The sequence below is a fragment of the Pantoea sp. 1B4 genome (genome assembly GCF_016925765.1).
In the GTDB taxonomy this organism is placed as follows: Bacteria; Pseudomonadota; Gammaproteobacteria; order Enterobacterales; family Enterobacteriaceae; genus Pantoea; species Pantoea agglomerans.
Genome location: NZ_JAEUWZ010000001.1, coordinates 3,736,598 through 3,761,038, shown reverse-complemented (window position 1 = coordinate 3,761,038; position 24,441 = coordinate 3,736,598). Strand labels below are relative to the sequence as shown.

Sequence of the window (24,441 nt, the reverse complement as noted above, 5' to 3'; positions counted from 1 at the left end):
TAATAGGGTTCTGTTTTTTCACTCGCTTACAGGGAAGCATACCATGCACCTTACTTTTCTCGGCACCGGCGGCGGTGCTCCCAGCCTGCAACGTAACGTCACGTCTATTGCTTTTACCCGCGCGCTGAGTGGTGAAACCTGGCTGTTCGACTGCGGGGAAGGCACACAATTACAGTTTATGCGCTCCAGCCTCAAACCGGGCAAGCTGGATAAGATTTTTATCACCCATCTGCATGGCGATCATATTTTCGGGCTGCCGGGATTACTCACCAGCCGGTCAATGGCCGGGCTGACCACACCGATGACGGTCTATGGCCCCAGGGGATTAAAAACCTTTGTTGAGACGGCGCTGTCGATCAGCGGCTCTTACACCGACTACCCGCTGACCATCGTTGAGATTGAGGCGGGCTGGACGCTGGACGACGGTGAGTTTCGTATCAGCGCCTGGCCGCTGAGCCATCCGGTGGAGTGTTTTGGCTATCGCATTGAACAGCATGATAAACCCGGTTTGCTGGATGCTGCGCGGCTGAAAGCGGAAGGGGTGCCACGCGGCCCGTGGTTTCAGCAGCTGAAGCAGGGTGAATGCGTGACGCTGGAAGATGGGCGGGTAATCAACGGTGCTGACTATCTTGGCCCCGCGACACCCGGCAAAACGCTGGCCATCTTTGGCGATACGGCACCTACTGAGGTCGCGCTGCAACTGGCGGCCAATGTTGACCTGATGGTGCATGAAACCACGCTGGAGGCCGCGATGGTGGAAAAAGCCAACGGGCGCGGGCACTCCACCACACTGCAGGCCGCCGAAGTGGCAAAACGCGCCGGGGCAAAACGGCTGATCGCCACCCATTTCAGTTCACGCTATCTGGCAAAAGACATGAATCGCCTGCTGGCGGAGTGCCAGACGATTTTTCCCTGCACCGAGCTGGCCTGGGATCTGGCGGTTTTTAACCTCTAATGATGCAGTGCGGGATAAGTGAAAAACAGCAGATGGGTCAGGTTAAGGCCAAAGTGCAGGGCGGTCGCCAGCCATAAGCGGCCGCTCCAGTGCCACGCCAGCCCATATAACAGCCCGGCCAGGGTGGCGAAGATCACCAGCAACAGGCCGCCGCTCAGATGCACCAGACCAAACAGCAGCGCGCTCAGTAACAGCGCAGGGATGCCGCCCACTACCTGCTTTAATCGCTGCTGCAGATAGCCACGAAACAGGGCCTCTTCCGCCAGCGAAACAAAGAACAGGTTGGCGAGCATAAATGGGCCCAGCCAGCCCGGCGTATGTTGCTCAAACGCTAATCCGCCCAGTAATAGCGCGGAGTACAGCAGCAGCGGAATGGCAGCGATCAGCGCCAGTGCGGCGGGTAGCCGATAGCGTGGTGGCGTGGCAGGCGCGCGAAACAGCGTCGGCAGGCAGGCCAGCAGTACAAAAGGAATAAGCGCTTTATCGAAGTTAAACCCGAAGCTGAAAGGCACGCTGCGCGGTCCGGCCTGCACATCCTCTGCCTTAAGGGGATTATTAAAGCCTGGAAAAAGATGGAGGAGCAACCCGATGGCGATCAGCACCAGCAGCGCTTCGGTCACTATTTGTCGTCGATGATGGTCACGGTCATAAATACGAAGTGCCACCACAGCGGCGGTGCCGGTAAACAGCAGCAGCACCGGCCACGCTAACACGTCCTGATAAAAACCCAGCAGTGTGGCGAGCGCCAGTAATAATAATGCCAGCCGTCGGGCCGGTTGCAGCGCGGCCAGCGCGCCAGCCAGTATGATCCACATGGTAAAGACCTGGTACAACGCCGCCGCACCGGTAGTGAGCGGCGTAGAAGACAAAGAGAGTTATTCGGGTACGATCTGGTTAACCGCGTAGTGGCCGGTACCCGTCGGAACCAGTTTCTGGTGCAGCCACGGCAGCAGGGTATTCATCTGCTGGGCCAGCTTCCACGGCGGGTTAATCACGATCATGCCGGAGGCGGTCATGCCGCGCTGATCGCTGTCCGGACGGGCCGCCAGTTCGATCTGCAGAATATTGCGAATGCCGGTCGCTTCCAGGTCGCGCAGCATATGTTTTATCTGCTGGCGTAAAACCACCGGATACCACAAGGCAAAGACGCCGGTGCCAAAACGTTTATGGCCTTCCTGAATCCCTTTCACCACTGCCTGGTAGTCGCTTTTCATCTCATACGGCGGATCGATCAGCACCAGACCGCGACGCGACGGCGGTGGCAGTTTCGATTTTAACTGCTGATAACCGTCGGCACGATCGACGCGGGCACGGTTGTCTTTGCTGAATTCGTTACGCAGCAGCGGATAGTCGCTGGAGTGCAGCTCAGTGAGTTGCAGTTTGTCATCTTCACGCAGCAGATGGCGGGCAATCAGTGGCGAACCCGGATAGTAGCGCAGCGTGCCGCTACGGTTCAGCGCACGAATCGCATCAAAATAGGGTTGCAGCAATTCCGGCGCATCGGGCTGCTGCCAGATACGTGAGATGCCTTCCAGATATTCACCGGTACGCTCGGCGTGCTCGCCGCTAAGCTGATAGCGACCTGCGCCCGCATGGGTATCCAGGTAGAAAAACGGTTTCTCTTTCTCTTTCAGCGCCGTGATGATCAGGCTCAGAACGGTGTGCTTCAGCACGTCGGCGTGGTTGCCAGCATGGAAGCTATGGCGATAACTCAGCATTGTTTATCCTGTTGAATGTATAAGGTTTTAATTGATGGAAAATCAATTTATACCAATTATTACCTCACGTATTACCCACAGAACGACGCACAGCAACCGACGCAGGAAAAGCATGAGAATCCGCGATTATATCAGGGATGACCTGTTGATGGGCCAGAAGCGTGATAACAAATCGGGATTACCGCAAGCCGCTCAGGGCGGGGCGTGTGGTTCCCGGCACGCAGTCACGGAAAGCGACCGCAAATCTTCCCCGACGCGCCAGCCAGCATCATGTGCATGAGATAAAAGCGTGCATCTTCCGTGCTGCTATTCGCGCGTTTCTTCCCCACCTCATCCTGGCTGCCATTGATTTTCGCTACACTAAGCCGCATGTTACTTAGATTGCGTTGCGCGACCCGCTGCGCCCCATACATCTATAAAGGACTGCGCTATGACCAATCCGCTACTGACATCTTTTACGCTACCCCCTTTTTCTGCCATTAAGCCTGAACATGTGGTGCCTGCCGTGACGGAAGTGCTGAGCCACTGTCGCGCAGAAGTCGAAAAAGTCGTGGCGCAGGGTGCGCCGTATACCTGGGATAATCTGGTTCAGCCGCTGGCGGAAACTGACGATCGCCTGAGCCGTATCTTCTCACCGGTCAGCCACCTTAATGCGGTGAAAAACAGCCCGGAGCTGCGTGAAGCCTATGAGCAGACGCTGCCGCTGCTCTCTGAATACAGCACCTGGGTTGGTCAGCATGAAGGGCTCTATCAGGCGTATCGCAACCTGAAAGAGGGCGATCAGTACGCTGCACTGGATCTGGCGCAGAAGAAAGCTGTCGATAATGCCCTGCGTGATTTCGAACTCTCCGGCATCGGCCTGCCAAAAGATAAACAGCAGCGCTACGGCGAAATCGCCGCGCGCCTCTCTGAGCTGGGTTCGGCTTACAGCAACAACGTGCTCGATGCCACCATGGGCTGGAGCAAGCTGATTACCGATGAAAGCGAGCTGGCCGGTATGCCGGAAAGCGCGCTGGCGGCGGCTAAAGCACAGGCTGAAGCCAAAGAGCAGGAAGGCTGGCTGCTGACGCTGGATATCCCAAGCTATCTGCCGGTCATGACCTACTGCGACAACGCTGCGCTGCGTGAAGAGATGTATCGCGCCTATGCGACGCGCGCCTCCGATCAGGGTCCGAACGCCGGTAAGTGGGATAACGGCCCAATCATGGCGGAAGAGCTGGCGCTGCGTCACGAGCTGGCACAGCTGCTGGGCTTCGACTCCTACGCCGATAAATCGCTGGCGACCAAAATGGCGCAAAGCCCGTCCCAGGTAATCGACTTCCTTAATGACCTTGCGGAACGCGCCCGTCCGCAGGGTGAAAAAGAGCTGGAGCAACTGCGCGCCTTTGCCCGGAAAGAGCACGGCGTGACCGAGCTTAATCCGTGGGATCTCACCTATTACGGTGAAAAGCAGAAGCAGCATCTCTACACCATCAGCGATGAGCAACTGCGCCCTTACTTCCCGGAAGAGCGTGCGGTCGCCGGTCTGTTTGAAGTGGTGAAACGCATTTACGGCATCACGGCGAAGCAGCGTAACGACGTTGAGGTTTATCATCCTGACGTGAAGTTCTTCGATCTGTTCGATGAAACCGGCGAACTGCGCGGCAGCTTCTATCTCGATCTCTACGCCCGCGAACATAAACGTGGCGGTGCCTGGATGGATGACTGCGTCGGCCAGATGCGTAAAGCCGATGGCAGCCTGCAGAAGCCGGTTGCCTACCTGACCTGTAACTTTAACCGTCCGGTGAAAGGCAAACCTGCGTTGTTCACCCATGACGAAGTGATCACCCTGTTCCATGAGTTTGGTCACGGCCTGCATCACATGCTGACCCGTATCGAAGCGCCTGGCGTCTCCGGTATCAGCGGTGTGCCATGGGATGCAGTCGAACTGCCAAGCCAGTTCATGGAGAACTGGTGCTGGGAACCGGATGCGCTGGCCTTTATCTCGGGCCACTTTGAAACCGGCGAACCGCTGCCGAAAGAGCTGCTGGATAAAATGCTGGCGGCGAAGAACTATCAGGCTGCGCTGTTTATCCTGCGTCAGCTGGAGTTCGGCCTGTTCGATTTCCGCCTGCACACCGAGTTTAATCCGGAGAAAGGTGCACAGATTCTGGAAACCCTGCGCGAAGTGAAAAGCCGCGTGGCAGTGGTTCCGGGTCCGGAATGGGGCCGTTTCCCGCATGCCTTCAGCCACATCTTTGCCGGTGGCTATGCGGCGGGTTACTACAGCTATCTGTGGGCAGACGTGCTGGCGGCGGATGCTTACTCCCGCTTCGAGGAAGAGGGCATCTTCAACCGTGAAACCGGTCAGTCCTTCCTGGATAACATCCTGACCCGTGGCGGTTCTGAAGAGCCGATGGAACTGTTCAAACGCTTCCGTGGCCGTGAACCGAAGCTCGATGCGATGCTGGAACATTACGGCATTCAGGGATAAGTCGGTTCGTGAAAATCTGTTTGCTCGATGAATCAGGCGCCGGAGACGGCGCCTTATCACGTTTAGCGCAGCGCTGGCAGCTGGAGCACGATGAAGACGCACTGCTGGCGCTGGTGCAGACCCCGACGCACCTTGAACTGCGCAAGCGTGATGAGCCAAAGCTGGGCGGTATTTTTGTTGATTTCGTCAGCGGCGCAATGGCACATCGCCGTCGCTTCGGCGGTGGACGCGGCGAAGCCGTCGCCAAAGCGGTCGGCATCAAAGGCGGTTATCTGCCGGATGTGGTCGATGCCACCGCCGGGCTGGGACGAGATGCGTTTGTACTGGCGGCGCTGGGCTGCCGGGTGCGAATGCTGGAGCGTCATCCGGTTGTCGCTGCGCTGCTGGAAGATGGATTGCAGCGCGGGTATCAGGATGCGGAAATCGGCCCCTGGCTGCGCGATCGGCTGACGCTGATTCATGCGGCCAGCGCGCAGGCGCTGGGGGATATCACGCCGCCGCCGGATGTGGTCTATCTCGATCCGATGTATCCCCATCGCCAGAAAAGTGCGCTGGTGAAAAAGGAGATGCGGGTGTTTCAGTCGCTGGTGGGGCCGGATGAAGATGCTGACGCATTACTGGAACCCGCTCGCCGGCTGGCGAAGAAACGCATCGTGGTTAAACGGCCAGACTATGCACCGCCGCTGGCGGGTATTGTGACGCAGGCGGCCGTGGTGACCAAAAGCCATCGCTTTGATATTTATCCACCGCTTTAAAGCATAAAAAAAGCCGGCTCTGCGCCGGCTTTAATCATTTATACGGCGAAATTACGCCTCGTCTTCATCGCGCAGCGGCACAATCAGCATGTCGATATGCACGGTGTTGATCAGCTGACGGGCTGAGGACATCAGCTTGCTCCAGAAATCCTGATGATGACCACATACTACAAGGTCAACGTCATATTTTCTGATCGCGTCAACCAGTACCTGGCCGAGGTCGCCACTGCCGCTCAGCGTCTCACTAATCGGGTAGCCCGCCGCATCTGACAACCCTTTCAGCGCCGCATGCGTCTCTTCAGAGATACGCTTCTGCATATCCCCTAAGTTGACATCAATCAGGCCGGTATAGAGGTCGGAGTAATTGACATCAACGTGAATCAGGGAAATTCTGGCATCGTACGGACGAGCCAGCGAGACGGCCTTATCCACCAGCAACTGGCTTTCGGGAGAAAGGTCTACTGCAATCAGGATATGTTTATAAGCCATGATAAAACTCCTTTCACGAGATTAAGGATGGCATCCGGTGTTCCTGCCGCGTCACAGCTTAGCGAAATCCCTTGCGCGAGCGGGCGATGAGCGCCACCAAAGTGTCTACCTGCGTTGCAGGTGATGATGTTGTTATGTTCTCAGTATAGCCTTCTCTCACTGTAAATGCTGCCGTTGCCGCCTGGCTTATGAATAAGATCAAGGCTATGACAGATTTACTCGCGCTGAACGAAAATCATCGTTGGAAAAAATGTAAAGATTTCTCCTACACTGAAAAAAGGCGGTCCGATTCGCAGCCGCTCAGGGGGGTCGAAAAACTTTGCATTCCGGTGATTCAGTGGCTGGTTATTTCTGCAGGTGGACTCAGTGTCTGACGCTGGGCCTGTTGCTGCGATTCCAGCCGGGAGGGGGTGAATATGATCAGCACTATTGCGCTTTTTTGGGCGCTTTGCGTGGTGTGTATCGTGAATATGGCGCGCTATTTTTCATCCCTGCGCGCCCTGCTGGCGGTCTTACGCGGTTGTGATCCGCTGCTGTATCAGTATGTCGATGGGGCGGGTTTTTTCACCTCTCATGGCCAGCCGAGCAAGCAGGTGCGGCTGGTCACTTATATCTGGGCAAAGCGCTATCTTGATCATCATGACGATGAGTTTATCCGGCGCTGCGAGCGGGTGCGGGGGCAGTTTATGCTGACCAGTGCGCTGTGCGGACTGGTGGTCATCAGTCTGGTGGCGCTGGCGATCTGGCATTAAAAAAGGGCGACTTGCGTCGCCCTTTTTTTAGCTGGCATCACACCAGTTTTAAGGCAATCCAGTAGAGCGAACCTGACAGCAGAATACAGACCGGCAGGGTGAAGATCCACGCCATGGCGATGTTCTTGATGGTCCGGCTCTGCAGCCCGCCACCGTCGACCAGCATGGTACCGGCAACCGATGAGGAGAGGATATGCGTGGTGGAGACGGGCATGCCGGTATAGCTGGCGACGCCAATCGACAGCGCTGCTGTCACCTGTGCTGACATTCCCTGCGCATAGGTCATGCCTTTTTTTACCAATCTTCTCACCAATGGTGGTGGCAACACGACGCCAGCCAATCATGGTGCCGATGCCCAGCGCCAGCGCGACGGCCACAATAATCCAGATAGGCGCATACTCGATGGTGCCAAGCAGGTCGCTTTTCAGCTTATTGAGGAAGCGTTTGTCATCTGGCGAGGTTTCCTGCAGACGGGCCGCTTTATCGGCGGTATCGGAGATACACAGCAGCAGACGACGCATCTGACCGCGCTGATCAACCGTCAGCTGATCGTAGCTCTGCAGGTTATTCAGCAACACCTGCGCACCCTGTACCGCCTGTAATGCGCGCGCCTGTCACAATGGAACTCCTGCGGGCTGCTTGCTGGCACTTCTTCCGGCGTGGGCAGCTTAGGCGGTGCCATCTGGATGATGTGGGTCAGCGAGGCGTTATGCTGCTGATAATACTGCTCCAGGTGATTGACTGCATCGCGGGTTCGCGTGATGTCGTAACCGGAGGCATTCATATTCACCACGAAACCAGCAGGTGCCACGCCAATCAGGACCAGCATGATCAGGCCGATCCCTTTCTGACCGTCATTCGCACCGTGGGAGTAACTCACGCCAATTGCCGAAACAATCAGGGCGATACGGGTCCAGAACGGCGGCTTTTTCTTGCCGTCGATCTTCTCACGGTCAGCAGGCGTCATATGAATACGCGCACGCTTTTTGGTATTGCTCCAGTAGCGACGCAGTATAAAGATTAAGCCGCCCGCCATCACCAGACCGACAATCGGCGACAGGATCAGAGAAAGGAAGATGTTCAGCACTTTCGGGATGTTGAGCGCATCCACCACCGAGGTTCCGCTCATCAGGGCATTGGTCAGACCGATACCGATAATGGCGCCGATCAGCGTATGGGAGCTGGAGGCCGGCAGACCGAGATACCAGGTGCCGAGGTTCCAGATAATCGCCGCCAGCAGCATAGAAAACACCATGGCGAGACCGTGAGCCGATCCAACATTTAACAACAGATCGGTGGGAAGCATATGAACAATAGCGTAAGCGACACTCAATCCACCGAGCAGCACGCCAAGGAAGTTAAATACACCCGCCATGACCACAGCAAGCTGGGCACGCATGGCACGCGTATAGATGACCGTCGCAACTGCGTTGGCCGTGTCGTGGAAACCGTTGATCGCTTCGTAAAACAATACAAACAGCAGGGCAAGAACCAATAACAGGCTAGTACTGAGGTCTAGACCAGCAAACAGATGTAGCATAAACGTTACGCCATTTTTGGAGGACATGAACGCGGCGCATTATCCGCGACAACGTGCTGTATGGGAAAGGAAAATATAGCGCTAATTTAACCTTTCGATGTAAGGCGTAAGGGTAACTCAGAGAAAAAGGGTTAGATATTAGTCAGTTACAATATGACACATTTGCGGCATTTTTTTGACGCTGGCGTCTCAGTGAGCAGATCACTACAATCTGCGCCTTTCCAGTTAAGTGAGCGAGTCGTAGTGGAACAGTTTGACGTTATCATCATTGGTGCCGGTGCCGCAGGGCTGTTCTGCGCCGCCCAGGCCGGACAGCGGGGACGCCGCGTGTTACTGCTGGATAACGGCAAAAAGCCGGGACGTAAAATTCTGATGTCTGGCGGTGGCCGCTGCAACTTCACTAATCTCTACACCGAACCGGCGGCGTATCTGTCGCACAATCCTCATTTCTGTAAATCGGCGCTGGCGCGTTATACCCAGTGGGATTTTATCGATCTGGTTAATCGCCACGGCATCGCCTGGCACGAGAAAACCCTGGGCCAGCTCTTCTGCGACGACTCCGCCCAGCAGATTGTCGATCTGCTGCTGGCCGAATGTGACAAGGGCAATGTCACCCTGCGGCTGCGCAGTGAAGTGCTCAGCGTGGCGCGCGATGAAAGCGGCTATACCCTGCAACTTAACGGCAGCACGGTTCAGGCGGAGAAGCTGGTCATCGCCAGCGGCGGCCTGTCGATGCCAGGCCTGGGCGCCACGCCGTTTGGCTATAAAATAGCGGAGCAGTTCGGGCTGAGCGTCTTTCCGACGCGGGCGGCGCTGGTGCCCTTTACCCTGCACAAGCCGCTGCTGGAGCAGTTGCAGACGCTGTCAGGCGTCGCGCTGGAGACCACTATCGATGCGCAGGATGGCACCCGCTTCAAAGAGGCGATGCTGTTTACCCACCGCGGCCTCTCCGGCCCGGCGGTGTTACAAATCTCCAGCTACTGGCTACCCGGAGAATTCGTCACCATCGATCTGTCACCTGCCACGCCGCTTGAGGCGTTTCTGACGGCGCAGCGTGAAGCACACCCGAATCTCAGCCTGAAGAACAGCCTGGCGAAAATCCTGCCGAAGCGTCTGGTGGAAGTATTGCAGGCGCTGAAGGTGGTGCCGGATATCACTCTGAAGCAGCTTAACAGCAAACAGCAAACCGAGCTGGCGCAGACGCTGCACGCCTGGCGCATTCAGCCAAACGGTACCGAGGGATATCGAACTGCTGAAGTGACGCTGGGCGGCGTGGATACCACACAGCTCTCCTCGAAAACGATGGAGGCGCGTGCGGTGCCGGGACTTTACTTTATTGGTGAAGTGGCCGATGTCACCGGCTGGCTGGGCGGCTATAACTTCCAGTGGGCGTGGAGTTCCGCCTGGGCCTGCGCCCAGGCGTTGTAAGGCGCTTACCAGCGCTGATGCACGTGAGGCGCGATCTTCTCCTGATAGATCTGTTTCAGTGCCGCCATCGTATCTGCAGAGAGCGCATCGACATCGCTGGCGCGGGCATTGGCTTCAGCCTGTTCGCGGTTTTTCGCGCCAGGGATCACTACGCTGACATCTTCGTTCATCAGGATCCAGCGCAGGGCAAACATCGCCATGGTGGTGTCGCCAGTGACAAAGCGGCGAATCTCTTCAACCGCCTCCAGCGCCACCTCATAAGGTACTCCGGAAAAGGTCTCGCCTTTATCGAACGCTTCGCCATTACGATTAAAGGTGCGGTGGTCGTCAGCGGCAAACACGCTGTCGGCACGCATTTTGCCGGTCAGCAGGCCCGACGCCAGCGGCACACGGGCGATGATCGCCACATCACGGCGTTTCGCTTCACGCAGCAGCAGTTCAGCCGGACGCTGGCGGAAAATGTTGTAGATCAGCTGAATTGACGAGACGTTTGGAAACTCCAGCGCCTTCAGACCTTCTTCAACTTTCTCAACGGAGACACCGTAGTGACGGATTTTTCCGGCAGCGACCATCTCATCCATCACCGCAAAGACGTCCGGGTTGTAGTAGACCTCGGTCGGCGGGCAATGCAGCTGCACTAAATCCAGCGTGTCGGTTTGCAGGTTCTCGCGTGAACGGTCAATAAAGGCGTTGAGGTTTTCAGCATTGTAACCTTCAGCCACATGTGGCGAGAGGCGACGCCCCAGCTTGGTGGCGACAAACGGACGTTCACCGCCGCGCTGATTCAGCACCTCTGCGATGATTTTTTCGGAACGGCCATCGCCATAGACATCGGCGGTATCAATAAAGGTAATGCCCGCATCCAGCGCAGCATTCAGCGCGGCTTTGGCATCCTCCATGCTCACTTCCCCCCAGGTTCCGCCAATGGCCCATGCGCCAAAGCCAATTTCGGAGACGCGCTGACCGGTACGGCCCAGTGTTCGTAGTTTCATGCAAACATTCCTCGATGCGTTTCAGACAGGGTGACAGAAAGCGGCTAACCAATGAGCTTAGCGCTTCCTGGCAGAGAGGCGATGTGACGTCGTTGCAGACCTGCACGGTAAAAATACGATGCTGCTACGCCATGCTGCTGGTTACGTTGAAGATTTCAGCGGAAAACGGCATGGGCAAGGTGACTACCGCTTCGCTAATTAATTGATTTTAAGAAATTTCACCCGAAATTAAACAGGCGAGAGTGTGGATTCGGTCACATACTTCAATTTTCAGGCCAATAAGTGGATCGCCATGTTTAAATTTGTTAAGTCGGTCTTTGCCAGTCCCGAGAAGTTTTTGCAGATCATGACCCGTCAGGATATCAACGACTCAATCGCTGAAGGTGAGCGCATCATCATTGATGAAAACGGTAATATCTCGGTTAACACGCTGAGCGAGGAAGTCCATGAAGATTTTTCCCGCCACGTGAATACGTTAAAGGGAGTGTGAGGTGGGTACCGCAATATTTATGGTGTTGATGGTCAGTGGTTACTGGTACACCAGCCGTGATTTGAACAGCCGCTTTAAAATCCGTCGTTCGTCGGGCTGGGATGTCTATTTCCTGGTCGCTCTTTACGGTTGTATTTTCGTCCTGCAGGGTGTGTTCGCGACCGGCATCGTCTGGTTACTGCTGCTCTGTATCTCCGGCATAGCCAACGCCGTCCAGATGATCCCCGGCGTTCATCTGAAGTGGCAGGTGGAGTTTATGAACTGGAGCTTCCTGGGCATCCAGGCTCCGGTGGTGATCATGCTCGCCTTTGCCATTCTGCTCTGTCTCTATCGCTCAAACTGGGCAGGCAGCGCACGACTGAACGTTTCCGGTCGTAAAGACCTCTATCAGCGACTGTCACGCTCCAATGGCGTGGAGCAATTATTGTTTCAATGCATGGAAGAGGGCGAACTGGCGTGGATTACGCTGAAGTCGCGCCGCATTTACATCGGCATGGTTCATGCCTCGACCTTTGAATATGAAAGCACCAAAAACATCGTTCTGATCCCGATGCTGAGCGGATATCGCGACAGCAAGACGCTGAAGCTGGCGGTGGAACATAACTACAGCAAGTGGTACGCCGAGCATGGCATCACGCTCGACTCGAAACCCAAAGATGCGATGTCGTTCCGTAAAGTGATCATGGTTGACCAGATAGAAAGTCTGTCACTGTTCGATCCGGCCAGCGCCACGGCGCTTTCGATGGGACATCCGCAGGAAGTGGAGAAGAGTCAGGGTAATGAAGATGCGGACAGCCCGGACGATGAAAGCCGGGATACCGCGGGTTAATTGAGCCCAATCTGTTTCCCTTAATGACAGCGCTTCATCAGGGGAAACAGTTTCCACCTCACACCATATTTTCCGCCGTAAACAGCCGAAAGGCCACTTTGCCCGCCTGATAGACATCCGGCTGATAGCCGGTTTCGAGATGACTCAGCATCAGATCAATCGCTAAACGGGCATGCTGCTGAGCATGCTGATCCAGGGTAAAGGCCACTTCATCGTTCAGCAGTAGCTGGCGGGTGACATCATAAAGCTCATGGGTGATGTAGGTGCATTTACCCAGCAGCTGGTGGGCGCGCAGGGTGTCGCTGACATCACTATTCCCCATGCCGGTGTTATAGACCCCTGCAATCGCCTGCGACGGACGCAGATGGCGGGCCAGCTCACTGCGGATGGTCTCCCGCTGATCCTGACCCGACAGCACTTCCCGCAGATGACGCTGCGGCGCGCGCTGCTCCATGGCCTCACGGAATCCCGCGATGCGCTGACGATGGGCGCGGTAATCAAAACGGCCACTGACCATCATAATGTCGCCGGGCTGGTTCACTGTCTTACTCATCAGCAGTCCGGCTGTGCGTCCCGCCTGATACTGGTCGATACCAACATGACACAAGCGGTCGGCATCGGGCAGATCGGTGACGATGGTGATCACCGGCACATTGCGGCTGCGGCACAGCGCCAGTGCCCGATAGATGGGCGGCGAGTCATGCGCAAAAACAATGATGCCGTCGCGGGTGCTGCTGCGGGCGATAATGCTTTGCGCCAGCTGCTCAGGCTGCGCTTCGGCCACCAGGGTTTTGTGCAGTTTCAGGCGGCGATAGCCAAGCTGACTGGCGACCTCGCTGAAATGGGTGGTGAGCTGCTGAAAAAAGGATGAGCCGTTATTGCTGAGGAACACTTCTATCTGCCACGGATGCTGGTACTCCTCTGGCAGCAGACGCTTCAGCCCCACTTCGCGTGCGGCTTTCAGGACTTTGCGGCTGGTCTCCAGGGAGACGCCGCCGCGCTCATTCAGCACCCGATCGACCGTCGCAATCCCGACGCCTGCCATTTTTGCCACCACCTCTAAGGTGAGCTTTTTCATTCAGACTCCATGCGAAAATGGCAAATTGACTGCTGCCTGCCAGACTGTTTATCTCTTCTAACCGGTTAAAAGTAAAAGATAAAGCGATTTAATGATGGAAAACCATCAACAGCGCTACGCCGTGGGGTTTTACCTGCAGTGCGGTCGTCTGGCTAAAAAGCACAACTGGCCGCTGCCTGGGCAGATTTACCGTTAAGCTTGTGACGAGACAATCAACGAGGAATGAATATGGCTCAGCAAAAAGAGGTTCTGATTATTGGTGCTTCACGCGGTATCGGTCTGGCGGTGGCGCAGGCCTTTGCCGATGAGGGCTGGCAGGTCACGGCCACGCATCGTAGTGGCATCCCGGAGCAGGGTAACCGGCCAGACATTCACTGGCATTCGCTGGATATGACCCACTCATCAGCGGTTCAGCAGTTTGCCAGTCAGCTCAGTGGCAAGTCGTTCGATGCGATTCTGATTAACGCCGGGATTTCCGGGCCTGCGCACCAGAAAGTGTCGCAGAGTGACGATCAGGCGCTGGCGCAACTGTTCCTGACCAATGCGATAGCCCCTGTTCGCAGCGCAGAGATCCTGTTGCCGCTGCTGAAACAGGAAGGCGTGCTGGCGCTGACCTCATCTCAGCTCGGCAGCCTGAATGAAAATCCGGAGGCGCAGATGCCGATTTACTCGGCCAGCAAAGCCGCACTGAATATGCTGAGCCGCACGCTGACTCCGGCAGTGGAAGCGCAGAGCGGGACGCTGTTGACGCTGCATCCCGGCTGGGTGAAAACGGATATGGGCGGCGAGAGTGCGCCCCTGACGGCAGAAGAGAGTGCCGCCGGTATCGTCCAGCAGCTGATCCAGTGGCGCGGTCGCGGTGGTCATCACTATGTCGATTACGCCGGCCAGCAACTGCAGTGGTAGGCTGAAGCGGGGCGGTTACGCCCCGATGTCACGCAGCGCTTTACCCTTCATCAGATTGCGTTCAATGTGCTCCAGCGTCACATGTTTGGTCTCCGGTACCAGCATCAGCGTCAGCACGATAAACACCAGGTTGAGCGCGCCGTAGAACCAGAAGGTGTTGGCATTACCCAGTTGATCCAGCATGGTCAGGAAGGTGGCGCCAACAATCATATTGCCGACCCAGTTAGTGGTGGTGGAGGCGGTAATGCCGAAATCACGCCCTTTCAGCGGCTGAATCTCTGAACAGAGCAGCCAGATCACCGGCCCGGCCGCCATCGCAAAGCCGACGATAAACATCAGCAGCATCGCGACAGCAAAGTATTTGCGGAAATCTGTCTCAACGCCGATGTGCAACAGCGTTCCCAGCACGCCCATGCCAACCGCCATCACCAGAAAACTGGTGGTGAGCATCGGCTTGCGACCCCAGCGATCGACAAAGAAGATCGCAATCAGCGTGGCCAGCATATTAACCAGCCCGACAATCACCGTGCCCCACATCTGCTCACTGGTGCTGGAGAAGCCGGCGATGTTGAAGATTTTAGGCGCGTAATACATCACCACATTCATGCCGGTAAACTGCTGCATAACCTGTAGCAGCATACCCAGCCACACCGCGCGGCGGAAATTGCCATTAGAACGGAACAGCGACCAGCCGCGCTGCTTCACCTGCAGGCTTTCCCGGATCTCTTCCAGCTCCTCCCGGGCCTGTTCGCTGCTGTTACGCAGCCGATCCAGCACCCGCTGCGCCTCGTTAAAGCGTCCGTGCGCCGCCAGCCAGCGCGGACTGTTGGGCAGAAACAGCACGCCGATAAACAGGATCACCGCCGGAATGGCGATCACGCCGAGCATCCCGCGCCAGTTACCGCTGTAGCTGAACGCGGTGTCGGAGAGATAGGCCACGACAATGCCGGTGGTCAGCATCAGCTGGTACATCGAAATCATTGAGCCACGAATACGTTCAGGCGCAATCTCCGCCAGATAGAGTGGCGCGGTGTAAGAGGCGATTCCCACCGCCAGACCCAGCATCACGCGGGCACAGACCAGCGACTCCACATCCGGTGAGAAGGCTGACCACAGCGAGCCAATGACAAACAGCGTCGCCCCCCGCCAGCATACTTTTCTTGCGTCCCAGCTTTGATGACATCCAGCCCGCCGCTAGTGCGCCCAGCGCCGCGCCAAACATCATCGAACTCACTACCCACTCCTGCTGATGGTTAGTGATCTGCAAATCCTTCGCCAGAAACGGCAAGGCACCTGCAATGACGCCGATATCCAGACCAAACAGCAGGCCGGACAGCGCAGCCATAAAACAGACGAACCAGGTAAAGCGGTTCTGTTGATTTCCCAATTTTTTTTGCCGCGACCATGCGAGTCTCCTTGCGGGGTTTCTGTGTCAATATTGTTAATGTTATGTAAACATAGTCGATGCCAGTGTGGGGGCGATCACACTTCCGGCTATCACCGGTGCCACACAGCATTGCTGCGATAAGAAAGCATCAGAGATCAGCGGGTTGGTTCAGGAGAGGGAAACCGCGGCCGGGGCACGATTACGCAAAACAGGGCGCGTCAGGTCAGGTTTTGCAACTGCCCGCCTGCGGCATTACACTGCCGCTTTACTGCTATTGATTGAAGGTGCTTATGTCTGAACCTTTCCAGCGTCAGCCGCTGCCTCTGCCGGGCGGCCATAAAAAAAGTCCTGCTGCACTCCTGTTGCGCACCCTGCTCGGGTGAGGTGATGGAAGCGATGCTGGCATCCGGCATTGAATACACGATCTATTTCTACAACCCGAATATTCATCCGCTCAAAGAGTATGAGCTGCGTAAAGAGGAGAATATTCGCTTTGCCGAAAAATTTGGTGTGCCGTTTATTGATGCGGACTATGACCGGGATAACTGGTTTGAGCGGGCGCGCGGCCTGGAGTGGTCACCGGAACGGGGTGAACGCTGCACCATGTGCTTTGATATGCGCTTTGAACGTACGGCACTCTATGCCCATGAGAACGGCTTTCCGGTGATGACCAGTTGCCTGGGTATTTCGCGCTGGAAAGATATGAAGCAGATTAACAGCTGCGGAGTCCGCGCAGCGGCGGCGTATCCGGATCTGATGTACTGGGATTTTAACTGGCGTAAAGGTGGTGGGTCATCGCGCATGATTGAAATCAGCAAGCGCGAGAGTTTCTATCAGCAGGAATATTGTGGCTGTGTCTATTCACTGCGCGACACCAATCGTCATCGCGTCACCCAGGGACGTGAGCGTATTAAGATTGGTGTGCAATATTATCAGCCGGATGAATCCTGATTAACCTATTTCGCGGAAAGCGTCTGATGGCGCATATCCACGCGCTGAGCGCGTAACAGGCCGGACTGTTACGCCACAGCTCTGCTTTATGCTTTCCGCCCGACCGTAACTGCACAACGCACAGGGATCATCAACGTCGTCCAGCTGCTGCTTTGCCTCGTCCTTCATCAGACGTTTACGGCAGACGCTCGGCGTGCAACCCATAATCTGCTTAAAAGATCGGGTAAAAGATTGCTGGCTTTCAAAATGGTATTTCAGCGCCAGGCTGATGATGGGCGTGCGGCTGTTTTTTAAATCATGAACACTGGCGTTAAGCTTTTTCTTACGAATATATCGCGCCAGGGTTTCATTATGATAACGGGCAAAAAGTTTCTGTAAATACCACTTAGAGTAACCCGCCTTTTCTGCAATATCATCAACGCTTAAACGCTGATCCAGATTATTATTAATCCACTCAGTGATAGAGACGATCACGCTTTCGTTATATTTATTTTCGTTCATAGAACCCCCCTGTTTGATTTAAGAAGATTCTAAAATATTTATCTTAATGTGCTTATTCTTTGCGTAAAGATTTTTCAGGATTTTAATCGTTATCTCTGAAGATATTCATTTGAGGGGGGTGTTATTAATAAAAAAAGATGAATTGTGATTAATCTGTTGGTAATTGTAGGTGAATGAATAAGTGGTTCCGCGGGACGTTAATCAAAACGAGCCGTGAGTCCGCAGCCAGACTCACGGTTTACCTTGCCGGAATCTCTGTAATCACGGCTATAGCACGGCACATCAATAGATTTTTGGCTGCGACATGCCAGGCTTACGGCTCACCTTTAACCTGGAGAACCCCCCCGGATGAGCCCGACATACGCGCTGAAAAAACCGCTTGCCGCCTTGCTCACCTCGCTGGCGTTATTTGCTCATGCACCTGCCAGTGCCGCTGGTGTGTATGGCGAACAGCTGGAAGGATTTCAATACCCCTATCCGTTGCAGCATTTTGATTTTAAATCCCAGCAGCAATCGCTGAGTATGGGCTATATGGATGTGAAACCGGCGCAACGGGCCAACGGCGAAACCGTGGTGCTGATGCACGGTAAAAACTTCTGTGGCGCGACCTGGGAAGAGACCATTCGCGCACTCAGTCAGCAGGGATATCGCGTTATCGCGCCCGACCAGATTGGCTTCTGCAGCTCGACCAAACCAGCCAGTTACCAGTACAGTTTTCAGCAGCTGGCAGATAACACCCATCAGTTGCTCACCCGGCTGGGTGTGAAGAAGGCGGTGATTATGGGTCACTCCACTGGCGGGATGCTGGCAACACGTTATGCGCTGATGTACCCGGAACAGACACAGAAGCTGGTGCTGGTTAACCCGATCGGGCTGGAGGACTGGAAAGCCAAAGGCGCACCGTGGCGATCCGTGGATCAGTGGTATCAGCGCGAACTCAAACTCAGCGCAGAGGGCATTAAGAAGTATGAGCAGCAGACCTACTATGTCGGTCGCTGGAAACCCGAATATGACAAGTGGGTTGATATGCTGGCCGGACTCAACAGTGGGCCAGGGCACCAGAAGGTGGCGTGGAACTCCGCCTTAATCTACGACATGATCTTCACTCAGCCCGTATTTTATGAATTCGGCGATCTGAAAGTGCCCACCACGCTGATGATCGGCACCTCTGACACGACTGCCATCGGCAGTGATATCGCCCCGGCAGAGGTGAAAGCCCGGCTGGGTGATTACGCGGTACTGGGGAAAGAGGTCGCAAAACGCATTCCGGGGGCGCGCTTAATCGAATTCCCCGGTATGGGACACGCGCCGCAAATGGAAGAACCGGCAAAATTTAACCAGACGCTGCTCGACGATCTGGCGCGTCCCTGAACCGTCAGGCGCTGCGGCGCCTGACCTTAGATCGCCACGCGTTTCTGCTTTTTACTGAGGTACATCTGCTCATCGCTGTCGTGCAACAACTGCTCCAGCGATTGCGGATGCGCCGCGTCAAACTCCACGACGCCGGACGAGAATTGCAGGCGGTAACGGCGGTTCAGACTGACTGATTGCTGTTGCAGATAACGGTCAAACTGCAGGAGCAGCGCTTCGCTCTGCTGCTGCTGCAGACCATTAAACAGCACCACAAACTCATCGCCGCCCAGACGGGCAAACAGATCCGAATGCTTGAACACCACTTTCATCGCATCGGCAAAGTCCATCAGCGCCCGGTCGCCTTCGCGGTGGCCCAGCGAGTCATTAATCTGCTTAAATTTGTCGAGATCGAGAAAGGTCAGGCAGGCGGGCCGGTTTTTCAGCCGGCACTCGTTCAGCACCATCTGTCCCAGCGTCATAAAGCCGCGACGATTGGTGATCTGCGTCAGTTCATCACAGGTGGCAGTCTGAAAGGCGACCAGTTCCGCTTCGGCCATGGCGGCCAGGTCGCGCATCGTGGCCTGATCCTCTTCATTAAACTGACGCGGTTCACGACCAATGATACAGAGGGTACCCATTTTAGCGCCGCCCGGTGCCCGCAGCGGACAGCCGGCATAAAAGCGGATGTGCGGTTCGCCGGTAACCAGCGGATTATCATAAAAACGTTCATCTTCTGTGGCATCTTCAACGATCATGATCTCATCCTGTAGGATGGCATGACCGCAAAAGGAGATGTCGCGGGGCGATCCTGCGGGTTCATAGCCCTGAGCGGATTTAAACCACTGATGGTCAGCTTCCAGCAGGCTGACTAACGCGATAGGAACGTCATACAGGCGGCGCGCCAGACGGGTTAAACGATCAAATCGTTCTTCCGCTGGGGTGTTCATTATGTTCAGCGCACGCAACTGCGATAAACGTTGTGCCTCGTCGGCAGCGATTTCAGGTGCTTTCATCACAGAGCCCTTTATTTTTTTAGCTCAAGCCAGGTTCTGGTGTTTGCCTTACGGCGAAGAAGAAGAGCGTGACATAGCCATCACGCTCTTTATAAGGAGGGGATCAGAGCACTTTTTGTTCGGCGAGATCAAGGGCGAAATAGCTGAAAATCAGGTCTGCACCGGCGCGTTTAATCGCACCCAGGCTTTCCAGCACCACATTGCGTTCATCAATGGCACCAGCCTGAGCGGCAAACTTGATCATCGCGTATTCACCACTCACCTGATAAGCCGCCAGCGGCAATTCGGTACGTTCACGGATATCGCGCAGGATATCCAGATAAGCACCTGCCGGTTTCACCATCAGTGAATCCGCGCCCTGCGCCGCGTCGAGCAGCGATTCACGGATCGCTTCACGGCGGTTCATCGGGTTCATCTGGTAGGTTTTACGGTCGCCTTTCAGCGCCGTTCCGGCCGCTTCACGGAACGGGCCGTAAAACGAGGAGGCGAATTTGGTGGAGTAGGACATGATGGCGGTCTGAGTGAAGCCCGCCGCGTCCAGTGCCCGGCGAATCGCCTCAACCTGACCATCCATCGCCGCTGACGGGGCGATGAAATCCGCACCGGCTGCGGCGGCAACGACGGCCTGCTTACCCAGGTTTTCCAGGGTTGCATCGTTATCGACGCCGTGATCACACAACACGCCACAGTGGCCGTGGCTGGTGTATTCACAGAAGCAGGTGTCAGACATCACGATCATTTCTGGCACGGTATCTTTGCAGATGCGGGACATACGTGCCACCAGACCGTTCTCGTTCCAGGCATCGCTGCCGGTGGCATCGGTGTGGTGCGAAATACCGAAGGTCATCACCGAGCGGATACCCGCTTTGGCGATGCGCTCAATTTCATAGGCGAGACGTTTTTCCGGAATACGCATCACGCCAGGCATCGCCTGAATCGCTTTGTAATCGTCGACTTCTTCTTCAACAAAGATGGGCAGAGCCAGATCGTTCAGGCTCAGTGAGGACTCCTGGAACATTTCACGCATTGAGGCGCTGGCGCGCAATCTTCTTGGGCGCTGGATAAGGGAATAATCAGACATTTTCATTCTTACGCAGGTGAAAAAAGTGACAACAGTTTACTCCCTTTGCCCGCGAGGGATGAAGGTTTGTGTGCGGTAAGAGAGGGGGAAAAGAACTCTCCCGCCGGGCGGCGGGAGAGCAGAACGATTACTCGTTGATATCCGGATGCTGCTGCACCAGGTTTTTACGTTTCGCTTCCAGACGGGAGATCTCTTCGTCGATATCTTCGATTTTGTGCTCGATGTTATCGTGATGTTCCTGCAGGATTTCGCGCGCTTCTTCCATATCAGAAGCCGCCGGTGTCGCGCCTTTCAGGGGCTTGTTGGCAGTTTCTTTCATGTACAGACCGGTAATCAGACCAATCACTGCCACCACCATCAGATAGTAGGCTGGCATGTAGAGGTTATTGGTCGTTTCTACCAGCCAGGCGGCCAGCGTTGGCGTCAGACCGGCAACCAGTACCGAGATGTTAAACGCACTCGCCAGCGCACTGTAGCGGATGTGCGTTGGGAACATCGCAGGCAGTGAAGAGGCCATCACGCCAGTAAAGGCGTTGAGGATTACCGCCAGCAGCAGCAGACCACCAAAAATCAGTCCCAGTACGCCACTGTTGATCATCATAAAGGCAGGAATCGCGAAGATCATCAGGGCGATACTGCCGATGATGACAAACGGACGACGGCCGAAACGGTCACTCATCATGCCGATCATAGGCTGGACAAACAGCATACCGATCATGATGGCGATGATAATCATCACACCGTGGTCTTCGCTGTAGTGCAGGTTATGTGACAGGTAGCTCGGCATGTACGTCAGCAACATGTAGTAGGTGACGTTAGTGGCGATAACCAGGCCGACACAGGAGAGCAGGCTGCGCCAGTGTTTGGTCGCAATCTCTTTAAACGATACCTGTGGACCATCCTGCAGGCCTTCGCGGTCGCCCTGTTCCAGTTTGTCCACGTGCTGCTGGAATGCCGGGGTCTCTTCCAGCGCATGACGCAGGTAAAGACCGATAATTCCCAGCGGCAGCGCGACGAAGAACGGCAGACGCCAGCCCCACTCAAGGAAACTCTCTTCTCCGATAATGGAGGAAATCAGCACCACCAGGCCCGCACCGAGCACGAAGCCCGCAATCGAACCAAAGTCGAGCCAGCTTCCCATAAAGCCGCGTTTACGGTCAGGCGAATATTCGGCCACAAAGATTGAGGCACCGGTATATTCACCGCCCACCGAGAAGCCCTGAGCCATCTTCGCTAACAGCAGCAGAATAGGTGCCCAGATGCCGATGGAGGCGTAGGACGGTATCAGGCCGATACAGAAAGTACTGACCGACATGATGATGATGGTGATGGAGAGGATTTTCTGACGACCATATTTGTCGCCCAGCATACCGAAGAACAGTCCACCCAGCGGGCGAATCAGGAAAGGAACAGAGAAAGTGGCGAGCGCCGCAATCATCTGAACGCCTGGTGAAACGTCCGGGAAAAAGACCTTACCCAGCGCATAGGCCACAAAGCCGTAAACACCGAAGTCGAACCACTCCATCGCGTTGCCCAGAGAGGCCGCGGTGATGGCTTTACGTAAACGGGTATCATCGATGATAGTCACATCATCGATCCCAATTGGTTTTACACGCTTCCTACGCAATTTCATAGAATTACCCTGTATTGGAACACGAAAGTCCTCAACGGCGCGAGCCGGGTGTGAGTCGTTCAGACCGCTGCGTTGAGAAATTTAAGCATAGCCGTAAATAAGCACTGTTTATGCGCCGGCAGACACAATAATTACTGTTGTGATTATTGCGAACAGCGACAGAGTATACCGTTTTTGTGTGATATCTGTCATGTTTGGGCTACATCCGGCCTGTTTTTACAACAAATAGAGCTGTTTGCAACCGCAAAAAAATTATCACTGAGCGTGACGACCGCCGTTTTTTTCAGCGAATCAGGGGCAAAGAAGGGAAGATACGGGCCACGCTGGCACCGGAAGCGGCTATCCGCTTTGCATCACAGGGCGGAGAGCAGAAAGATGAGTGAATGTGGCTCGACTGGCGGTTCAGCTGCCATCTGCTCTGGTTCAGACGTCGGGTTCCTGCCGGGTCTGAAGAGCCAGCTCCCGTTCAATCGGCTGTTCGCCCCGATCGGTCAGCCAGGCAACCAGCGCCGTGTTGTCCATCGGGCGGGCATAATAATAGCCCTGGATAAAGACCACGCCGCGCCGTTGCAGATAGCTGAACTGTAACGCGGTCTCAACGCCTTCTCCCAGCACTTCCAGCTCAAGCTCATGGCTGAGCTGGATAATGGCGTCCAGCACCGGCGTTCTGCCTTCCAGGGATTCAATCGCGTTGATAAAGCCGCGATCGATTTTCAGATAATCTATCGTGAAGGTCTGTAAATAGCTCAGCGAACAGTGTCCGGTACCAAAATCATCAATCGCGACCTTCATGCCGCAACCACGTAACTGCTCCAGCTTGCGTGCCACCTCAGCGCCATCTTTGATCAGGCTGCGCTCGGTCAGCTCCAGGGTAATCAAAAACTGCTTATCTTTGATCCGTTCGGCAAACTGCAGCATATCGTCGACAAAGTCAGGATGCTGCAGATGATCCGCCGCCACGTTAATGGCCAGGTGGAAATGGGGCTCAACCTGCCACGCCTGCACATCCTCTGCAATTAAATCGAGCAGATGGCGGGTCAGCGGCACAATCATGCCTTCCGCTTCTGCTGCGCCGATAAAAATATCTGGCCGCACGCCTTTCCCGTCGGGCGTTGTCCAGCGCAGCAGGGCTTCAGCGCCGCTGCAGCGTTGCAGCCGGTTGTCATAGACCGGCTGATAGTGCGCCCTGAACTGGCCGCTGGTGATGGCCCGGCGAATCTCATCGCGCCATGAAATACGCCGTTTCAGCCAGTTCGCCATCAGCATCATCAGCAGAATAGAGAAGATAGCGGCCATCGGCATGATGATAAACATCACCTGACGCCAGGCCGAGATCAGTTCAGAGGGTGAGGCAATGAGGGTGACAGAGAGCGGATAGCGATGGGAGATAGCCTGATAAATCATGGGTTCAAACCAGCTGGACGCGGCGATGTGTGGATCGCCAAACGAGATCGGCGCGCCGCCGCTGAACGTCATGCTGAAATGATAGAGATGGCTGCTGCTGATCGCGCGCATAAAATCGATCAGATACTGGCCATCAATCACTGCCCAGAATCCCTCGCCATCGGGCAGATCGCGCATAAAAATCACGGCCGGACGATTCGGTACGCCCGATGTCCCGGCAATGGACAGACTCCACCAGGCTTTTCCGGTAACCGGCGCGTCGCGCATGATCATCTCTTTCAGCAGGCCTGGGCGTGAACCATACACCGACGAGCAGGCGATGTGATCCTGCTCCATTTTACCGATCGCGCGAAAATAGGGGTTGAGCGAGCCAATGCGCTGCAACTGGTTTTCAATCTGGCTGCAGGGCTGATGATGAAACTGGCGCAGCACGGTAATCATATCCCAGGCGCTGTCGCTCATTCTTTCAGCCTGAGATAACAGCGTATTCGCCGCGGTGACCTGCTGCTGATACACGGTGTGGCGCGCATCCAGGGCGGTGAAAAAAATGCCAATAATCAGAGGCAGCACGCCGGAAATAATAATCACCAGCCTGGCGTAGTCGCGTTTTCGTTTCAGTAGCGGCACCGCTGAATCCTCTGAGTATTATTGGTGTTATGCGGAGGTGCTGATCAGTGGCGCAGCATAGCATCTCTCCGGGCGGTGCAGATTAG

Annotated in this window: 19 protein-coding genes and 3 pseudogenes; 10 read left to right on the top strand and 12 right to left on the bottom strand. The window is 55.5% G+C overall.

Features of this window, described 5'->3' with window-relative positions; genetic code table 11:
* Positions 1-43 precede the first annotated feature (43 nt).
* The gene (gene rnz, locus JNO11_RS18085) at positions 44-955 is read left to right on the top strand and encodes a ribonuclease Z (protein WP_010253411.1); all 912 of its coding nucleotides are present in this window, start codon (positions 44-46) and stop codon (positions 953-955) included.
* Here rnz and JNO11_RS18080 read toward each other — a convergent pair.
* Together JNO11_RS18080 and JNO11_RS18075 are read right to left on the bottom strand one after the other, a co-directional pair.
* Positions 952-1,770 (bottom strand): CPBP family intramembrane metalloprotease, encoded by an 819-nt coding sequence (locus JNO11_RS18080; RefSeq protein ID WP_325177682.1) that lies wholly within the window; start codon positions 1,768-1,770, stop codon positions 952-954. The genes rnz and JNO11_RS18080 overlap by 4 nt on opposite strands.
* 60 nt (positions 1,771-1,830) lie before the next feature.
* Positions 1,831-2,673 (bottom strand): 23S rRNA (adenine(2030)-N(6))-methyltransferase RlmJ, encoded by an 843-nt coding sequence (locus JNO11_RS18075; RefSeq protein WP_008926315.1) that lies wholly within the window; start codon positions 2,671-2,673, stop codon positions 1,831-1,833.
* Between the two features lie 430 nt (positions 2,674-3,103).
* On the opposite strand from JNO11_RS18075, the gene prlC reads away from it, so the two are divergent.
* Together prlC and rsmJ are read left to right on the top strand one after the other, a co-directional pair.
* Positions 3,104-5,146, top strand: coding sequence for an oligopeptidase A (prlC, locus tag JNO11_RS18070; RefSeq protein ID WP_010253402.1), 2,043 nt, complete (start codon positions 3,104-3,106; stop codon positions 5,144-5,146).
* Positions 5,147-5,154: 8 nt separating this feature from the next.
* Entirely contained in the window at positions 5,155-5,901 is a 747-nt protein-coding gene (rsmJ, locus tag JNO11_RS18065; RefSeq protein ID WP_191922486.1) for a 16S rRNA (guanine(1516)-N(2))-methyltransferase RsmJ, read from the top strand.
* Between the two features lie 51 nt (positions 5,902-5,952).
* Here the strand turns inward: rsmJ and uspA are convergent, their stop codons facing one another.
* Entirely contained in the window at positions 5,953-6,390 is a 438-nt protein-coding gene (gene uspA, locus JNO11_RS18060) for a universal stress protein UspA (protein ID WP_010253396.1), read from the bottom strand.
* 416 nt (positions 6,391-6,806) lie between these two features.
* On the opposite strand from uspA, the gene uspB reads away from it, so the two are divergent.
* Positions 6,807-7,142 (top strand): universal stress protein UspB, encoded by a 336-nt coding sequence (gene uspB, locus JNO11_RS18055; RefSeq protein WP_010253393.1) that lies wholly within the window; start codon positions 6,807-6,809, stop codon positions 7,140-7,142.
* Between the two features lie 37 nt (positions 7,143-7,179).
* On the opposite strand, the pseudogene pitA reads toward uspB, so the two are convergent.
* Positions 7,180-8,682 (bottom strand): annotated as a pseudogene (gene pitA / locus JNO11_RS18050) (inorganic phosphate transporter PitA).
* A gap of 243 nt (positions 8,683-8,925) precedes the next feature.
* Here pitA and JNO11_RS18045 point away from each other — a divergent pair.
* A complete protein-coding gene (locus tag JNO11_RS18045) occupies positions 8,926-10,110 on the top strand; it encodes an NAD(P)/FAD-dependent oxidoreductase (protein WP_010671506.1) in 1,185 nt (394 codons plus the stop codon).
* A gap of 5 nt (positions 10,111-10,115) precedes the next feature.
* On the opposite strand, the gene JNO11_RS18040 is transcribed toward JNO11_RS18045, so the two are convergent.
* On the bottom strand, positions 10,116-11,102 hold the full coding sequence (locus JNO11_RS18040; RefSeq protein WP_010253389.1) for an aldo/keto reductase: 987 nt from the start codon (positions 11,100-11,102) through the stop codon (positions 10,116-10,118).
* A 292-nt stretch (positions 11,103-11,394) separates the two neighbouring features.
* Between JNO11_RS18040 and JNO11_RS18035 the strand changes: the two genes are divergently transcribed.
* Positions 11,395-11,592: a hypothetical protein gene (locus tag JNO11_RS18035; protein ID WP_033773307.1), complete on the top strand. Its 198-nt coding sequence runs from the start codon at positions 11,395-11,397 to the stop codon at positions 11,590-11,592.
* Position 11,593: 1 nt separating this feature from the next.
* Positions 11,594-12,421 carry a hypothetical protein gene (locus JNO11_RS18030; RefSeq protein ID WP_111534750.1) on the top strand — a complete coding sequence of 276 codons (828 nt, stop codon included), beginning with the start codon at positions 11,594-11,596 and terminating at the stop codon, positions 12,419-12,421.
* Positions 12,422-12,479: 58 nt separating this feature from the next.
* Here the strand turns inward: JNO11_RS18030 and JNO11_RS18025 are convergent, their stop codons facing one another.
* Positions 12,480-13,499, bottom strand: coding sequence for a LacI family DNA-binding transcriptional regulator (locus tag JNO11_RS18025; RefSeq protein WP_033773085.1), 1,020 nt, complete (start codon positions 13,497-13,499; stop codon positions 12,480-12,482).
* A 228-nt stretch (positions 13,500-13,727) separates the two neighbouring features.
* On the opposite strand from JNO11_RS18025, the gene JNO11_RS18020 reads away from it, so the two are divergent.
* A complete protein-coding gene (locus JNO11_RS18020) occupies positions 13,728-14,405 on the top strand; it encodes an SDR family oxidoreductase (protein WP_033780951.1) in 678 nt (225 codons plus the stop codon).
* A 15-nt stretch (positions 14,406-14,420) separates the two neighbouring features.
* On the opposite strand, the pseudogene JNO11_RS18015 reads toward JNO11_RS18020, so the two are convergent.
* Positions 14,421-15,750: pseudogene (locus tag JNO11_RS18015) on the bottom strand (sugar porter family MFS transporter).
* A 332-nt stretch (positions 15,751-16,082) separates the two neighbouring features.
* Between JNO11_RS18015 and JNO11_RS18010 the strand changes: the two are divergent.
* Positions 16,083-16,743: pseudogene (locus JNO11_RS18010) on the top strand (epoxyqueuosine reductase QueH).
* Here the strand turns inward: JNO11_RS18010 and JNO11_RS18005 are convergent.
* Positions 16,744-17,244 (bottom strand): helix-turn-helix domain-containing protein, encoded by a 501-nt coding sequence (locus JNO11_RS18005; RefSeq protein WP_033759080.1) that lies wholly within the window; start codon positions 17,242-17,244, stop codon positions 16,744-16,746.
* A gap of 348 nt (positions 17,245-17,592) precedes the next feature.
* Between JNO11_RS18005 and JNO11_RS18000 the strand changes: the two genes are divergently transcribed.
* Positions 17,593-18,615 (top strand): alpha/beta hydrolase, encoded by a 1,023-nt coding sequence (locus tag JNO11_RS18000; protein ID WP_010253371.1) that lies wholly within the window; start codon positions 17,593-17,595, stop codon positions 18,613-18,615.
* Positions 18,616-18,641: 26 nt separating this feature from the next.
* Here JNO11_RS18000 and JNO11_RS17995 read toward each other — a convergent pair whose 3' ends face one another.
* From JNO11_RS17995 to JNO11_RS17980, 4 genes are all read right to left on the bottom strand, one after another.
* Positions 18,642-19,610: a sensor domain-containing diguanylate cyclase gene (locus JNO11_RS17995; RefSeq protein ID WP_061704369.1), complete on the bottom strand. Its 969-nt coding sequence runs from the start codon at positions 19,608-19,610 to the stop codon at positions 18,642-18,644.
* Between the two features lie 103 nt (positions 19,611-19,713).
* Positions 19,714-20,691: a porphobilinogen synthase gene (hemB, locus tag JNO11_RS17990; protein ID WP_010671515.1), complete on the bottom strand. Its 978-nt coding sequence runs from the start codon at positions 20,689-20,691 to the stop codon at positions 19,714-19,716.
* A gap of 127 nt (positions 20,692-20,818) precedes the next feature.
* Positions 20,819-22,324: a glycine betaine/L-proline transporter ProP gene (gene proP, locus JNO11_RS17985; protein WP_010253365.1), complete on the bottom strand. Its 1,506-nt coding sequence runs from the start codon at positions 22,322-22,324 to the stop codon at positions 20,819-20,821.
* A gap of 423 nt (positions 22,325-22,747) precedes the next feature.
* Positions 22,748-24,355 carry an EAL domain-containing protein gene (locus JNO11_RS17980; protein WP_159227129.1) on the bottom strand — a complete coding sequence of 536 codons (1,608 nt, stop codon included), beginning with the start codon at positions 24,353-24,355 and terminating at the stop codon, positions 22,748-22,750.
* Positions 24,356-24,441: the final 86 nt, after the last annotated feature.